Below are 14869 nucleotides of genomic sequence, written 5' to 3'. Positions count from 1 at the left end.
CGCCGGCGGTCGCCCGGCCCCGGCCGTGGTCGGCGCCCGCGCCCTCGGCCGATACCCTTGACCTCATGAAGTCGCAGCAGAGCACCCAGACGATGAAGCCCGCGACCGCGGCGAAGAAGCTGGGTGTGTACCTCCCCGCCACCCCCGCCTCCTTCCAGGAGGGTGTGGTCTCCCGCGCCGAGCTGAACGAACTGCAGGCCGATCCGCCGGAGTGGCTGCGCGAGCTGCGGCTCAACGGCCCCCACCCGCGTCCGGTGGTGGCCGCCAAGCTGGGCGTGTCCATCGCGGGCCTGGCCCGCGGCGGGGTCACCGAGGCGCTGACCACCGAGCAGATCGAGGCGCTCAAGCAGGAGCGGCCCGAGTGGCTGGAGAAGGAGCGCGCCACCCAGGCCGAGGTCCGCAAGGAAGCCGCGCGGCTGAAGAACGCGGAGAAGGAGAAGCGGGAGAAGCAGTCCGACGCCGCCGAACGCGACTGATCCTCCCGGCCCCCTCCTTCGCCGCTCCCCCGCCGGCCGGGTCCGGCCGGGGAAGCCCGGAGCCGGCCGGGGAAGCCCGGCTCCGCCCCCGTCGGGCGAGGTCAGCCGAGGAAGCTCAGCCGTACCCGCCGGTCGGGGTTGTCCTTGTTGGTGTCCACCAGGCACACCGACTGCCAGGTGCCCAGTTCCAGCCGGCCGGCGATCACCGGGAGCGTGGCGTGCGGCGGGACGATCGCCGGCAGGACGTGGTCGCGCCCGTGGCCGGGGCTGCCGTGCCGGTGCTGCCAGCGGTCGTCGGCGGGCAGCAGGGTGTGCAGCGCCGCGAGGAGGTCGTCGTCGCTGCCGGAGCCCGTCTCGATGACGGCGATCCCGGCGGTGGCGTGCGGGACGAAGATGTTGAGCAGACCGTCCCGGCCGGCCGCCGCCTCCCGCAGGAACTCCTCGCAGTCGGCGGTCAGATCGACGACGCGTTCCCGGGAGCCGGTGGAGACGTTCAGCATGCGCGTGGTGAAGGCATCGGACATGCCCCCATCCTGACCCATGCGCCGGTTTTCACACGCCCCGGCACCACCATGCGCTGATACGCGCGGTCCGCTGGACGAGACACCGTTGACCTGTGCGCGTCCGGCTGGTTACGTTCTGCCGCATGCTGCGTTCAGCCCATCTCACCACGCGCGGTCACATCGACCTGCTGCGGGTGGTCTCCGCCGCGTGTCGCCGCGGCCGCTGACGCTTTACCTCCCTCTGCGCGCTGTCCGCTCGCGGACTCCGGGCCGCCGTCCCCGTATGTCTCCCTCGCGCACGTCATCCGCACCGCCCTTCGCACCGTCAGGCCGGTCGCCGACGGTGGTTGACCCGAGCATGACGTAGAGGAGCGGGGCGCGGCGGTGCCGGGCCGTCGCCCCCGCCTCCTCCCGCTCTCCCCCGTGGAGCGTCCATGAGCATCAGCCACGCCCCTCCCAATCCCCCGACACCCGGTGTCGCCGGTATCCCCCGGCCGGACGGCCCCACGCCGGCCGTCCCGCCCGATCTCCAGCCCGTCGTCCCCGCCTCCGCCCACCGCACCCGGATCCCGCGCTGGCTGCGCCGCGCCGCCGGTCCGCTCCTGCTGCTCGCGCTGTGGCAACTCCTCAGCAGCACGGGGGTGTTGGCCGCGGACGCGCTCGCCTCGCCGGGCCGGATCGGGCGGGTCGGCTGGGACCTGATCGCCGACGGTTCACTGCCCTCGGCCATGGCGACCTCGCTGCGGCGGGTCGCGTTCGGCCTGCTGGCCGGCACGGTGACCGGCACCGGACTGGCCCTGCTCTCCGGCCTGTTCCGGGTCGGCGAGGACCTGGTGGACGCGCCGGTGCAGATGCTGCGCACGGTGCCGTTCGTCGGCCTCATCCCGCTGTTCATCATCTGGTTCGGGATCGGCGAGACCCCGAAGATCGCGATCGTCACGCTCGGTGTCACCTTCCCGCTCTATCTCAACGTCTACCCGGGCATCCGCGGTGTCGACACCCGACTGATCGAAACGGGTGAGTCGTTGGGGCTGTCGCGGTGGGGCCTGGTACGGCATGTGGTGCTGCCGGGAGCGCTGCCCGGGGCGCTGACCGGGCTGCGTTACTCGCTCGGCATCGCCTGGCTCGCGCTCGTCTTCGCCGAGCAGGTCAACGCCGACGCGGGCATCGGCTTCCTGATGGTGCAGGCGCGGGACTTCCTGCGGACCGACGTCATCGTGGTCTGCCTGATCATCTACGCCTTCCTCGGTCTGCTCGCCGACTTCATCGTCCGCTCCCTCGAAAGGCTGCTGCTGCAATGGCGACCGACGTTCACCGGCCGGTGACCGGACAGGCGGTGCGGGTGGAGGGGCTGACCCGCTCCTTCGACGGCCACGCGGTCATCGACGACCTGCGGCTGGACATCGCTCCCGGCGAGTTCGTGGCCCTGCTCGGCCGCAGCGGCTGCGGCAAGTCGACCCTGCTGCGCATCCTCGCGGGCCTGGACCGGGACATCAAGGGCACCGCCCTGGTGCCGCGCCGCCGGGCCGTAGCCTTCCAGGAACCCCGGCTCATGCCCTGGAAGAAGGTGTGGCGCAACATCCTGCTCGGTCTGCCGGGCAGACCCGAACGCGCCGTCGCCGAGCGGGCGTTGGACGAGGTCGGCCTCGGGCACCGGGTCGGCGCCTGGCCGAAGACCCTGTCCGGCGGCGAGGCCCAGCGCGCCTCCCTCGCCCGCGCCCTGGTCCGCGAACCCGACCTGCTGCTGCTCGACGAGCCGTTCGGCGCGCTCGACGCCCTCACCCGGATCACGGCCCAGCGGCTGGTCGGGGAGGTGTGGCAGCGCCGGGGCTGCGCGGTGCTGCTGGTCACGCACGACGTCGAAGAGGCCGTACTGCTCGCCGACCGCGTCCTGGTGATGGACGGCGGACGGATCGCCCACGAGCAGCGCATCGGTCTCGACCGGCCGCGCGACATCACCGACCCTCGGTTCGCCGCGCTCCGCGCCCGGCTGCTCGAACGGCTCGGCGTCGACACGGCCACCGAACCCGCCTGATCCCCGAGAGACCGCGCACCCGCCACCGAACCCGCCTGATCCCCGAGAGCCCTCGCACCCGTCACCCAACCCGCCCGGCCCCCGGAAGTCCTCACACCCGCCCTGATCCCCGAACCCGCCCTCGGTCCCTGGAAGCCCTCGCACCCGAACGGAACCGTCATGCGACGACGTCTCGTCCCCGCCGCGCTGCTCCTGCCTCTCGCGCTCCTGTTCACCGCCTGCGGCGGGAACTCCACCGCGAGCACCGACACCGACGGAGCGGGCCCGGTCACGCTCGACGTGGGTGACCAGAAGGGCGGTTCGGAGGCCATCCTGCGGGCCGCCGGGGAACTGGAGAACCTGCACTACAGGATCAAGTGGTCGACGTTCACCTCCGGTCCGCCCCTGCTGGAGGCCGTCGACGCCAAGGCCGTCGACATCGGCGGCGTCGGCAACACCCCGCCCGTCTTCGCGGCCGGCGCCGGCTCGGAGATCACCGTCGTCGCGGCCTGGCACGGCACCTCCAAGGGCGACACCATCCTCGTGCCGAAGGGTTCGCGGCTGACCGGGCCCGAGCAGCTGAAGGGCAGGTCCGTCGCCGTCGCCCAGGGCTCGTCCGCCCACTACCAGCTGGTCGCCTCGCTCAGGGCGGTGGGGCTGCGCCTGTCCGACGTGAAGGTCACGTACCTCCAGCCGGCCGACGCACTCGCCGCGTTCACCTCCGGGAAGGTCGACGCCTGGGCGGTCTGGGACCCGTACACCTCGCAGATCCTCCAGGCCGGGCGGGGCCGGGTGCTCACCACCGGCGACGGCGTCACCAACGGCCTGACCTTCCAGGTCGCCTCGCCCGCCGCGCTGCGCGACCCGCAGAAGGCCGCCGCCGTCAAGGACTACCTGGCACGGCTGCGGCGGGCCACGGCCTGGGTGAACGGCCACCAGAAGGAGTGGGCCACCGTGTGGGCGAAAGACACCGGTCTGCCGTACGAGGTGGCACTGGCCTCCGTACGGCGCACGAACTCCACCCGGGTCGCGGTCGCCGTCGACAAGCCGCTGGTCGCCTCGGAGCAGCGGATCGCCGACACCTTCGCCGAGTTGCGGCTCATTCCGCGCAAGGTCGACTTCGCCGGCTTCGTCGACTCCCGGTACAACGGCGGCCTGCCGCCCTCGACGACCCCGGCAAGGCACTGAGGAAGGCCCTGGCGGCGCGGGTTCCCGCCGGCCGCTCGGCGTCCGCCCGCGGTGAGCCGCCGGGAAGATCCGCGCACGGCTCCCTGTTGGCAAGGGCGTGAACGCAGCACGCGAGGTCGAGGCCGTCGTCATCGGCGCAGGTCAGGCAGGTCTGTCCGCCGCCTACCACCTGCGGCGGACCGGCTGGGAGCCGGACCGCGACTTCGTGGTCCTCGACCACTCCCCCGGGCCGGGCGGCGCCTGGCAGTTCCGGTGGCCCTCGCTGACCTTCGGCAAGGTGCACGGGATGCACGCCCTGCCCGGCATGGAGCTGACCGGCGCCGACCCGGCGCGGCCCTCGTCCGAGGTCGTCCGGGAGTACTTCGACCGGTACGAGCGCGCCTTCGGCCTGCGGGTACGGCGTCCCGTGGACGTGCGCGCGGTACGGGAGGGCACCGGCGGCCGGCTGCGGGTGGAGACCTCGCAGGGTGTCTGGTCGACGCGTGCGCTGATCAACGCGACCGGCACCTGGGACCGGCCGTTCCGACCGCGCTACCCCGGTCAGGAGACGTTCCGCGGGCGGCAGCTGCACACCGCGCAGTACGCCGGTCCCGAGGAGTTCGCCGGGCAGCGGGTCGTCGTGGTGGGCGGAGGCGCCTCGGGCACCCAGCACCTGCTGGAACTCGCCCCGTACGCCGCCGCGACCACCTGGGTCACCCGGCGGCCCCCGGTCTTCCGGGAGGGGCCGTTCGACCAGGAGGCGGGCCGCGCGGCCGTGGCGCTGGTGGAGGAGCGGGTGCGCCGGGGGCTGCCGCCGCGCAGTGTGGTCTCGGTGACCGGGCTGCCCCTGAACGACGCCGTCCGGCAGGGTCTGGCGGACGGGGTCCTGGACCGGCTGCCGATGTTCGACCGGATCGGTCCGGACGGTGTGGAGTGGCGGGACGGCCGGAAGGTGACCGCAGACGTGATCCTGTGGGCGACCGGTTTCCGGCCCGCGCTCGGCCATCTCGCCCCGCTGCGGCTGCGCGAGCCGGGTGGCGGCATCCGGCTGGAGGGCACCCGGGCGGTCGCCGATCCGCGGGTCCACCTCCTGGGCTACGGTCCCTCGGCCAGCACCATCGGGGCGAACCGGGCCGGCCGCGCGGCGGTCCGGGACATCCGGCGGCTGCCGGCCGGGGAGCGCGCCGCCGCGTGAGGCCGGGCCGGTTCAGCCGGCCGAGGGCTGCCCGGAGAGCGAGGAGGGCGGGGACCACGGCACACCGGTGTCGGGCTGGTCCGTCGGGCGCTGGCGGTAGGCGTTGAACTCGGCCACGTTGCGCAGGTGCTCGTCGTAGTCCGCGGTGAAGCGGGTGTCGCCGGGCTTGACCGCGACGAAGTACAGCCAGTCGCCCGGCGCCGGGTTGAGGGCGGCGCGCATCGCGTCCTGGCCGGGGTTGTCGATCGGGGTCGGCGGCAGGCCCATGCGCTGGTAGGAGTTGTAGGGGCTCTGGGCCTGGCTGCCGCTCTGGCCGGTGCGGGCGGGGTCGTGGCTGAGCGCGTAGTCGACGGTCGAGTCCATCTGGAGCGGCATGCCGCGCTGCAGCCGGTTGAGGATGACCCGGGCCACCTTGGCCATGTCCGCCTTGCTGCCTGCCTCGGCCTGCACGATGCTGGCGACCGTGACGGCCTGGTGGAGGTTCATCGCGTTGCGCTGCGCTCCCGCCGTGACCGGAGCGAGGTCGTACTTGTCGTTGGCGGCGTCGACCATGGCCCGCAGCAGGGACTCGGGGGTCGCTCCGTCCGGGATCGGATACGTGGCCGGGAAGAGGTAGCCCTCCGGGTTGCCCGCGGCCTCGCTCGGCAGCTTCAGCGCGGCCTTGCCGAGGGACTTGCGGGTGCTGCCCGGGGGCAGCCGGAGCGCCTTGTCGACCGCGTCGTAGACCTGGCTCGCGCGCCAGCCGTCCGGGATGACCAGGGTGGCGGTCCTCGTCTGCCCGCGGTCGCCCGCCAGCATCAGCAGCGGCACCACCACGGCGGTGCCGGCCACGACGGCCCCGGCCACGAGGGTGGCGAGTCGGCCCCGGCGGGTCAGTCGGATCGAACTCCGTGGCGGAGTGTTCGTCTGCATGCGGGCACGGTAATACGCTCATCGCCATAAACCCGGCATATGTCAGTTTGTCGGTTGCAGTTGCGCATCACGGCGCACCAGCGCCGCGTACCGGCCGTCCCGCGCCAGCAGTTCCTCGTGCGTGCCGCGCTCGGCGACGCGTCCGGAGTCCAGCACCACGATCTGGTCGGCGTCGCGGACGGTGGACAGACGGTGGGCGATGGTGATCGTCGTGCGGTTGGCCGACAGCGCGTCGATGGCTTCCTGGACGGCGGCCTCCGTACGGGTGTCGAGCGCGCTGGTCGCCTCGTCCAGGATGAGGACCGGCGGGTCGCGCAGGATGGTGCGGGCGATGGCCAGGCGCTGCTTCTCGCCGCCGGAGAAGCGGTGGCCGCGTTCGCCCACGACCGTGTCGTAGCCGTCGGGCAGCGCGGCGATGTGGTCGTGTATCTGCGCCGCCCTGGCCGCCGCGTGCAGTTCCTCGTCGGTGGCGTCCGGCCTGGCGAAGCGCAGGTTGTCGGCGACCGAGGCGTGGAAGAGGTACGTCTCCTGGGAGACGACGCCGACCGCGCGGGCGAGGGTGTCGAAGTCGAGGTCGCGGACGTCCACGCCGTCCAGCGTGACGCGGCCGCCGGTGACGTCGTACAGGCGGGGCACCAGATAGCCGAGCGTGGACTTGCCGGCGCCGGTCGGACCGACGACCGCGAGGCTGCCGCCGGCCGGCACGGTGAGGTCGATGCCGTCGAGGACGGGGCCGCCCTTGTCGTCGTACCGGAACGCGACGCCCTCGAAGCGGACCTCGCCCTTGACCCGGTCCAGCCGGACCGGCCGCTCGCGCTCGCTGATGTCGACCGGCAGGTCCAGATACTCGAAGATGCGCTGGAAGAGCGCCAGCGAGGTCTGGATCTGGACACCGGTGGCCAGCAGGCTGACGGCCGGCCGGAACAGGCCCTGCTGGAGCGAGACGAAGGCGACGATGGTGCCGAGGGAGACGCCGGGACCCTCGAACCGGAGGGCGAGGCCGGCCGTCCAGTAGATGACGGCGGGCATGGCGGCCATCACGATCGTGATCACGGCCATGCGCCAGCGCCCGGCCATGTTCGCCCTGACCTCCAGGTCGACCAGGCGCTCGGACTCCCCGGCGAAGGACGCGGTCAGCGAGTCGGAGCGGCCCATGGTGCGGCCGAGCAGGATGCCGCTGACCGAGAGCGACTCGGTGACGGTGGCCGCCATCGCGGCCATCTGCTTCTGCCGCTGGGTGGTGATCTTCTTGCGTTCCCTGCCGACGCGGCGGCTGATCCAGACGAACACCGGCAGCAGGACCAGCGAGACGAGCGTCAGCCGCCAGTCCAGCGCGGCCATCGCGACGATCGTGGCGATCACGCTGGTGGCGTTGGAGACCAGCGAGGTGGCGGTGGAGGTGACGGTGGCCTGCATGCCGCCGATGTCGTTGGCGATGCGGGACTGCACCTCGCCGGTGCGGGTGCGGGTGAAGAAGGCGAGCGACATGCGCTGGAGCCGGCCGTAGACCGCCGTGCGCAGGTCGTGCATGACCCGCTGGCCGACGGTGGTCGAGATCAGCGTCTGGAGCACGCCGAAGACGCTGGAGAGGACGGCGCTCAGGATCATGCCGAGCGCGAGCAGGCTGAGCAGTCCGGTGCGGCCCCGCGGGATGGCGACGTCGAGCGTCTCCTTCAGCAGGAACGGCGTGGCCACCGAGACCAGCGAGGAGGCGCCGACGAGCAGGCCGACGACGGCGAGCCGCCCGCGGTAGGGACGGAAGAGCCGCAGGATGCGGCGCACCTGCCGGGGCTGGTCGCCCGCGTCGGCAGGTGGGGTCCAGGAGGGTTCACGGTCGGGATGCATGGGCTCCTACGGAGGGGACGGACGCCGGCCCGGGGGCGGCCGGCGATGCCTGACGGATCGTAGCTCATTGTTACCTATACTCACAATGAACGGCATCCTGATATTGTTCCCGCATGACCACACCCGATGCCGACGGCCTGCTCGCCGAGCAGTTGCTACGGCTCACCCGCCGGGTGCACCGCATCCAGAAACGCCATCTGGAAGAGCGCGACCTGGGTGTCACCCCGGCCCAGTCCAGACTGCTGCGGACCCTCGCGCACTATCCCTCGCCGCCGCGCATGGCCGACCTGGCGGAGCGCCTGGAGGTGGTGCCGCGCGCGGTCACGACGCTGGTCGACGGGCTGGAGGCGAGCGGCAAGGTGCGGCGGGCGGCGGACCCGGCGAACCGGCGCGTGACCCGGATCGAGCTGACGGAGGACGGCCACGCGGCCCTGCGGGAGCTGCGCGGCGCCCGCCGCTCGGCGGCCGAGGAGATACTCGCGCCGCTGACGGAGAAGGAGCGCCAGGTGCTCGGCGTGCTGCTGGACGCGCTGGTCGACGGGGACGCGGCCCAGAGCTGCTGACCGCCGCGCCCCGGGAGGCCGGGACGCCCCCGAGGCCGGGACGCCTCCGCGGCGCGGACCGGAGGCCGGGACGCCTCCGCGGCGCGGACCGGAGGCCGGGACGCCTCCGCGGCGCGGACCGGAGGCCGGGGCGCTCCCGCGGCGCGGCCGTGCCGGTCCGGCGGCATCGTGCGTGCCCGCACCGGCCGGCCGGTGTCAGCAGCGGTCGCGGTCCTCCGTCAGCACGCCCTGGACCGTGGCCAGCGACCGGTCGTGGCAGCCGCCCGAACCGCCGAGGCGATAGCGCTCGGCCGACGTGCCCACGGCGTGCCGCTGCTCACGCGGGACGTTCAACGTGTACGCCGCGTCACCCCGGTAGGTGTCGTCCAGCCGTGACCACGCGGTGCGCCGGCCGTCCGCGCGCGTCTGCGCCGACGCCCGGTCGCCGAGGGTGAGCACGGTGCGCAGCCGGCCGTCCGGGCCGAGGGTGGTGGCGCCGTTCATGGTGTACGTCCGGTGGGTGCGCGTCGTCCGCGCGGGGCCGTGGCCGGTGACCCCGACCGTCTCGTCGTCGCTCCAGACGGCGTCGAGTCCGTCCCTGGTCTCGCCGTCGGTCCAGCGGTGGACGGAGGTGTGCGCGAGCGTCCGGGTGACGGTGGTGGTGACGCGTCCGTGCGAGGTGTCCAGGTAGCCGGAGACGGTGAGCCGGTGTCCCGCCTCGGTGGCGACCCGGTGCTCCGCGCCGGGCGTGTAGCGCGAGGAGTCGGTCAGAGCGGTCGCCGTGTCCACGGTGAGCGCTCCGGTGACGCGGGCGCGGTGCGGGTCCCGCCAGACCAGGACGTTCACCGCGGTGCTCCAGCCCGGCTGTCCCGCGGGCACACCGGCGACCGACACCTCGACGCGGTGCGGCCGGCCGTCGTTGAGCACGCCGGCGAAGGGCGTGAGGTCGTACGCGACGGGCCGCACGTCGAAGGCGCGCGGGGCCGGGAGGACGTACCAGAGAAAGGGGTTGGACCAGCCGCCCGTCCACACGTGCGGGAACGGCGCCGCGATGCCGGCGAGCCGGCCGTCGACGCTCACCCGCACCTCCCGGTACGGGCCGTCGCCTGCCGTGCACGAGTACGGCGCCGGGTCGGGCACGGTCAGGTACCAGAACTCCTCGCAGCCGCCGCCCGAACCGGTGGCGTACACCTCGGCGACGATCCGTTCGCTGTTGCGCGGCGTGGTGAGCGTCGTACCGGTGGACGCGCCCGCGAGGGTGAGGACGCGGTCGGGCGCGGGGACCGCGGGGCGTCCGGCGTAGAAGGCCAGGGTGACGCGGACGTCGATGACGCCGGTGAAGGTGTCGTCCACCACGTTGCCGATCAGCATCTCGACGTCCCGGGCGGCGCGGAAGGTGTCGCTGTAACGGGTGACGTCCTTCTCGACGTGCCACTCGATGCCGTCGGGCGAGGGCTCCGGTGTGGAGGTGCGCAGGATCTCGACGCCGCCGACGCGCAGCGAGCCGAGCCGGTCGTACTGACGGCCCTTCACCTTGCCGTCGAGGCGCAGGACCACCTTGCTCCAGCGGTCGCCGCAGCCCTCGGGAGGCGTGTACGCGCCGCGGTAGGGCGTGAAGTCGCGGAACCGCGCGTCGGCGAGCGTGACCCGGCATGACGCGGTGTGCGGCCGGCCGACGGGCGGGGCGGCGGTCACCGGGTCGTGCCAGTCGGTGCCGAACTCCGCGGGCACGTCCACCGCTTGTACGGCCGGCGTACCCGCGCCGAGGAGAGTGCCCGCCAGAAGGGTCACCCCGGCGAGCATGGACCTGACTAACCGGCTTCTCATGACCCGTGTTCTACGGCGCGGACGGACCGCCCCGCAAGGATGCCTCGGACGGATCGACGCGATGACCCACCGAAGGGACATTAGTGATATAAGCATTCCTTACTGGCATAGTGCGGGCATGGAGATCCTCACCGCCGGTGGTCGCGCGGGACACGGTTCCGTGGCGGGCACGGCCGCGCGCCCGCTTCCCCGTCGCCGTGACGCCCACGGATCCCTCCGGTGAAGGCGCCGGTCACGCGCCCGGTGTCCCGGCTCGGACACGGGCGGCGCACGGCACTCGGCCGCACGGCCGCCGCGCTCGCGGCGGCCGGGGCACTCACCGCCGCCGTCGTCCTCACGCGTGACGCCCTGTCCGCGCACCCGAGCCCCCGTCCCGGCCGTGGCACGCCCGCCCCCGGCGCCTCGGCCACCTCGGCCGCCCCGGCCCCGGGCGCGCCGGGCATTGGCGATCCGCTCATGCCGCTGGCCGGCAACGGCGGCTACACCGTCCGCCGGTACACACTCGACTTCGACTGGCGGGCTCCCCGCACGCCCTTCGAGGCGGCCGCCGCCATCAGCGCCACGGCCACCCAGACACTGTCCCGCTTCGACCTGGACTTCGCGGGCAACACCCTGCACCGCGTCACCGTCGACGGCGCGCCGGCGACCGCCGAACGCCACGGTGACGAACTCGTCGTCACTCCCGCGCAGCCGATCCCGCGCGGCGGCGCGTTCACGGTCCGCGTCGCCTACACCGCCGACCCGACGCAGGGACGGCACCGCGACGACGTGATCCAGGACTACGGCTGGGTGCCCACGCCCGACGGAACCGTGGTCTGCGCGCAGCCCGACGGCGCCCGGATGATCTTCCCGGCGAACGACCACCCCAGCCTCCGGGCACCCGTCACGTTCCACATCACGACTCCTCCCGGGCTGAGCGCGGTGGCCAACGGACGGCTCGTCGGCACCGCCCGGCGCCCCGGCGGCCGCACCCGGTGGACGTACGACTCCGAACAGCCGATCGCGGCCCAGCTCGTCCAGCTGGCCATCGGCAGGTTCACGTTCGTCGACAGCGAGGGTCCGCGCGGGCTGCCCGTCCGGGACGTGGTGCCGGAGGGCCTGGTCGCGGACACCGAGGAGTACCGCGCGCTGACCCCGGACCACCTGGCCTGGCTGGAGCGGCGGCTCGGCCCCTACCCGTTCCGCCGCTACGGCGTGCTGGTCGGCGACACCGATCTGCCGGTGGCGCTGGAGACCCAGTCGCTCTCCGTCCTGCCCCGGGACGACCTGCTGGGCGACCGGGTCGACGCCGAACGCAACCTCGTCCACGAGCTGACACACCATTGGACCGGGGACAGCGTCGCCCTCCGGCGCTGGTCCGACCTGTGGCTGAGCGAGGGTCACGCCCGTTTCTACGAGCGCCTGTACTCCGCCGAGCACGGCGGGGTGAGCCTGGAGTCCGCGATGCGGGCGGCGTACGAGCAGCACGACCAGTGGCGCCACGACGAGGGAGCGCCCGCCGAACCCACCGGCGCGACGCTGTTCAAGGTGATGCGCTACGACGGCTCGGCGCTGGTGCTGTTCGCGCTGCGCGAGAAGGTCGGCGAGGAGACCTTCGCACGGATCGAACGGGCCTGGGTGAGCGCCTACCGGGGCCGGGCGGCCGGCACCCGGGACTTCGTCGCACTCGCCTCCCGTATCGCGGGCGAGGACCTGAACGCCTTCCTGACGCCGTGGCTGTACGGCACGCACACGCCGCCCATGCCGGGACATCCCGACTGGGAGGTGGACCCGGTCGACGACTGAGCGGGGGCGGGGTGGATGCCGGGCGGGGGCGCCGGGCGCGGACGCTGGACCGGAGCTGGGCGGACGCCGGGCGGGGACGCCGGGCCGAGGCGGGCGCCGGGCCGGGGCGCCGCGGGACATCACACCGGGGCGCGGCCGGGCATCGCGGCGGAACGCGACCCGGCATCGCGGCGGAACGCGACCCGGCATCACCGCGGAACGCGACCGCACCCGGCACCAGGACGCGGCGGGTGCGTTTGGTTGCCCCGGGCAGCCGAGTCACTGCCGCCGACCGGGTGGCCTCTGGGGTGCCGCTGGTCCACCCCGGTGACGCTCGCCACGACACGGCGCGCAGGGCACGGAAACGTACGAGGGGTGGCGCGACGGGCAACTCCTTTGCCCGGGTTGTGAACGAGCGTGGTTGGGAGAGCCTCTGCAATGAGAAGAACTGTCGCTGCTCGTGTCCCCGGTGCTGTCCGGAGATGCCGCCGTACGGCCTGTGTGATCGCCGGGGCGGCTCTGCTGCCCCCGCTGCTGATCCTCCCGATGTCCGGCACCGACGACCCCTCCGACCGGCGTCTGCAGGACGCCTTCACCCAAGCCGCGCGCGAGTTCCGGGTGCCGCGCAGCGTGCTGATGAGCGTCTCCTACATGCAGTCGCGCTGGGACTCCCACCCGGGCGCGCCCAGCGTCGCGGGCGGTTTCGGCCCGATGCACCTGCTGGACACCGGCCTCGTCACGGCATCGTCACCCCCGGCCGGTCCGCGTCCGGCGGACGGCGTGCACGCCCTGCCCGGCACGGAGGCCGCGGGCCCGGGCGCCAGGGAAACCCCCGGCTCCACGACCGCCCCGGGTCCCACGACCGCCCCCGGCTCCACAGCCGTCCCCGACTCCACGGCCTCGGGAGGCTCGACGGCCGCCGCGGGCCCGGCGGGGACCACCGGCTCCACGGCTTCCCCGGGCCCCGCGGACTCCTCGCCCGGGCACGCCGTGCAGCCGGCCGACCTGGACCGCGCGGCGCGGCTGATCCAGACCCCGGCCGCACGCCTGCGCGAGGACGCCGTCGCCAACGTACGCGGCGGCGCCGCCCTCCTGGCCGCCACCCAGCGCCAGCTCGGCAAGCCCCTCAGCGCCGACCCCGGGGACTGGTGGGAGGCGGTGGCCCGCTTCCCCGGCACCCGTGACGTCACGTCGGCCGCCGCCTACGCCGACGACGTCTTCGCGCTGATCCGCCGGGGCGCGCACCGCACCACCGCCGAAGGACAGGACGTCACGCTCCCCGCCACTCCCCGGGTGCACCCGCGCCACCGCACCCAGACCGCCGCGGGCCCCCCACGGTCGAAGAACGTCGAATGCCCCGCCGAACTGGCCTGCGACTGGCTCGGCGCGCCGTACCAGGAGATCGACGACACCTACGGCAACCACGACCTGGGCGACCGCCCCCGGGACCAGCCGATCGACTACATCGTCATCCACGACACCGAGGCCAACCTGCCGAGCATGTTCCAGACGGTGCAGGACCCGACGGAGTCCTCCTGGCACTACTCGATCCGCTCCAGCGACGGCCACGTCACCCAGCACGTCCGGACGAAGGACGAGGCCTGGCACTCCGGCAGCCAGTTCGTGAACGCCCGCTCGATCGGCATCGAGCACGAGGGGTTCCTCACCCAGCCGGGGACCTGGTACACGGAGCGGATGTACCAGGCCTCGGCACGCCTGGTGCGGTACCTGGCGAAGAAGTACGCCATCCCGCTCGACCGGCAGCACATCTTCGGCCACGACAACGTGCCGGCCCCGACCACCGACAGCATCCCCGACATGCACGACGACCCCGGCCCCTTCTGGGACTGGCGGCACTACTTCGACCTCCTCGGCGCACCACTGCGGGCCACGGCGGGACCGGACAGCGACATGGTGACCATCCTGCCCGAGTACGCCAAGCACAAGCCGCGGTTCACCGGGTGCACCGGCAGTGGTTCACCGTGTCGGCCGCACGGCTCCAGCGCCGTGCGCCTGTACACCGAGCCGAACGAGCGCGCCGCGCTGATCCAGGACCCGGGCCGCAAGCCGGACGGCGACGACTCCACCGTGGACGTCAACGATCTCGGGTCGCGCGTCTCCGCCGGCCAGACCTTCGCCGTCGCCGGCCGAAGCGGCGAGTGGACGGCGATCTGGTTCCAGGGCCACAAGGCGTGGTTCCAGAACCCCAAGAAGCACCCGACCGCCGTCGGAGCGGCCGGCCGCATGGTCACCCCGAAGGAGGGCCTGGACGAGGTCCCGGTGTACGGGCGGGCCCTCCCGGAGGAGGACGCCTACCCGGAGGACATGGAGGAACCGGAGCAGTCGCCGCTGCCCTACGGCTTCCGGGCCGGTCAGCGGTATGTGACGCAGTCCGGTGTCGGCAGCTCCTACACCGCCAAGACCTTCACCGACACACCCAACCCGGTGGTGTGGGGCCGCGAGCGGTACTACGAGATCCAGTTCGGCCACCGGCTCGCCTACGTCCGGGCGAGCGACGTGGACCTGGTGGACTCGTCCGCCGCGGCGGGACCGGGCGGAGAGCAGGGCCGCCCGGCCGGGCGATGACGCGCGGCGGCCGCGCGCGTGCCTCCGGGTGCGGCCGC

12 protein-coding genes are annotated in these 14869 nt (G+C 73.5%); 8 read left to right on the top strand and 4 right to left on the bottom strand.

Annotated features, from left to right (window positions below; translation table 11 throughout):
* The first annotated feature begins 65 nt into the window (after positions 1-65).
* Positions 66-476: a DUF5997 family protein gene (locus ACZ4SV_RS08890; RefSeq protein ID WP_365880582.1), complete on the top strand. Its 411-nt coding sequence runs from the start codon at positions 66-68 to the stop codon at positions 474-476.
* Between the two features lie 101 nt (positions 477-577).
* Here ACZ4SV_RS08890 and ACZ4SV_RS08885 read toward each other — a convergent pair whose 3' ends face one another.
* Positions 578-1000, bottom strand: a complete 423-nt coding sequence (locus ACZ4SV_RS08885) for a secondary thiamine-phosphate synthase enzyme YjbQ (protein WP_365880584.1) — start codon at positions 998-1000, stop codon at positions 578-580.
* Positions 1001-1413: 413 nt separating this feature from the next.
* Here ACZ4SV_RS08885 and ACZ4SV_RS08880 point away from each other — a divergent pair, with 413 nt between their 5' ends.
* The 4 genes from ACZ4SV_RS08880 (at position 1414) to ACZ4SV_RS08865 (ending at position 5355) form a co-directional block, all read left to right on the top strand.
* Positions 1414-2304 carry an ABC transporter permease gene (locus ACZ4SV_RS08880; RefSeq protein WP_468002674.1) on the top strand — a complete coding sequence of 297 codons (891 nt, stop codon included), beginning with the start codon at positions 1414-1416 and terminating at the stop codon, positions 2302-2304.
* On the top strand, positions 2277-3014 hold the full coding sequence (locus ACZ4SV_RS08875) for an ABC transporter ATP-binding protein (RefSeq protein ID WP_468002672.1): 738 nt from the start codon (positions 2277-2279) through the stop codon (positions 3012-3014). The genes ACZ4SV_RS08880 and ACZ4SV_RS08875 overlap by 28 nt, the downstream gene beginning before the upstream one ends.
* Positions 3015-3173: 159 nt before the next feature.
* Positions 3174-4181: an ABC transporter substrate-binding protein gene (locus ACZ4SV_RS08870; RefSeq protein ID WP_468002670.1), complete on the top strand. Its 1008-nt coding sequence runs from the start codon at positions 3174-3176 to the stop codon at positions 4179-4181.
* 97 nt (positions 4182-4278) lie between these two features.
* Complete coding sequence (locus ACZ4SV_RS08865; protein ID WP_468002668.1) at positions 4279-5355, top strand: NAD(P)-binding domain-containing protein; 1077 nt, start codon at positions 4279-4281, stop codon at positions 5353-5355.
* 12 nt (positions 5356-5367) lie between these two features.
* Here the strand turns inward: ACZ4SV_RS08865 and mltG are convergent, their stop codons facing one another.
* Positions 5368-6267 (bottom strand): endolytic transglycosylase MltG, encoded by a 900-nt coding sequence (gene mltG / locus ACZ4SV_RS08860; RefSeq protein ID WP_365880594.1) that lies wholly within the window; start codon positions 6265-6267, stop codon positions 5368-5370.
* Positions 6268-6309: 42 nt separating this feature from the next.
* On the bottom strand, positions 6310-8112 hold the full coding sequence (locus tag ACZ4SV_RS08855; RefSeq protein ID WP_397971265.1) for an ABC transporter ATP-binding protein: 1803 nt from the start codon (positions 8110-8112) through the stop codon (positions 6310-6312).
* 113 nt (positions 8113-8225) lie between these two features.
* Between ACZ4SV_RS08855 and ACZ4SV_RS08850 the strand changes: the two genes are divergently transcribed.
* On the top strand, positions 8226-8675 hold the full coding sequence (locus ACZ4SV_RS08850) for a MarR family winged helix-turn-helix transcriptional regulator (protein ID WP_468002665.1): 450 nt from the start codon (positions 8226-8228) through the stop codon (positions 8673-8675).
* Positions 8676-8870: 195 nt separating this feature from the next.
* On the opposite strand, the gene ACZ4SV_RS08845 is transcribed toward ACZ4SV_RS08850, so the two are convergent.
* Positions 8871-10481, bottom strand: coding sequence for a peptide-N4-asparagine amidase (locus tag ACZ4SV_RS08845; RefSeq protein WP_468002663.1), 1611 nt, complete (start codon positions 10479-10481; stop codon positions 8871-8873).
* Between the two features lie 219 nt (positions 10482-10700).
* Between ACZ4SV_RS08845 and ACZ4SV_RS08840 the strand changes: the two genes are divergently transcribed.
* Positions 10701-12266 (top strand): M1 family metallopeptidase, encoded by a 1566-nt coding sequence (locus tag ACZ4SV_RS08840; RefSeq protein ID WP_468002661.1) that lies wholly within the window; start codon positions 10701-10703, stop codon positions 12264-12266.
* 480 nt (positions 12267-12746) lie between these two features.
* Entirely contained in the window at positions 12747-14831 is a 2085-nt protein-coding gene (locus ACZ4SV_RS08835) for an N-acetylmuramoyl-L-alanine amidase (RefSeq protein ID WP_468002659.1), read from the top strand.
* Positions 14832-14869 lie beyond the last annotated feature (38 nt).

This window comes from Streptomyces sp. NPDC027672 (assembly GCF_055566335.1).
The sequence above is the reverse complement of the archived record's forward strand: the minus strand, read 5'-3'. Positions and strand labels throughout refer to the sequence as shown.

What these genes read in the sequence shown, in the direction of transcription:
- ACZ4SV_RS08890 (WP_365880582.1), top strand. Translation starts at nt 66, where the DNA reads ATGAAGTCGCAGCAGAGCACCCAGACGATGAAGCCCGCGACCGCGGCG.
- ACZ4SV_RS08885 (WP_365880584.1), bottom strand. Translation starts at nt 1,000, where the DNA reads ATGTCCGATGCCTTCACCACGCGCATGCTGAACGTCTCCACCGGCTCC.
- ACZ4SV_RS08880 (WP_468002674.1), top strand. Translation starts at nt 1,414, where the DNA reads ATGAGCATCAGCCACGCCCCTCCCAATCCCCCGACACCCGGTGTCGCC.
- ACZ4SV_RS08875 (WP_468002672.1), top strand. Translation starts at nt 2,277, where the DNA reads ATGGCGACCGACGTTCACCGGCCGGTGACCGGACAGGCGGTGCGGGTG.
- ACZ4SV_RS08870 (WP_468002670.1), top strand. Translation starts at nt 3,174, where the DNA reads ATGCGACGACGTCTCGTCCCCGCCGCGCTGCTCCTGCCTCTCGCGCTC.
- mltG (WP_365880594.1), bottom strand. Translation starts at nt 6,267, where the DNA reads ATGCAGACGAACACTCCGCCACGGAGTTCGATCCGACTGACCCGCCGG.
- ACZ4SV_RS08855 (WP_397971265.1), bottom strand. Translation starts at nt 8,112, where the DNA reads ATGCATCCCGACCGTGAACCCTCCTGGACCCCACCTGCCGACGCGGGC.
- ACZ4SV_RS08850 (WP_468002665.1), top strand. Translation starts at nt 8,226, where the DNA reads ATGACCACACCCGATGCCGACGGCCTGCTCGCCGAGCAGTTGCTACGG.
- ACZ4SV_RS08845 (WP_468002663.1), bottom strand. Translation starts at nt 10,481, where the DNA reads ATGAGAAGCCGGTTAGTCAGGTCCATGCTCGCCGGGGTGACCCTTCTG.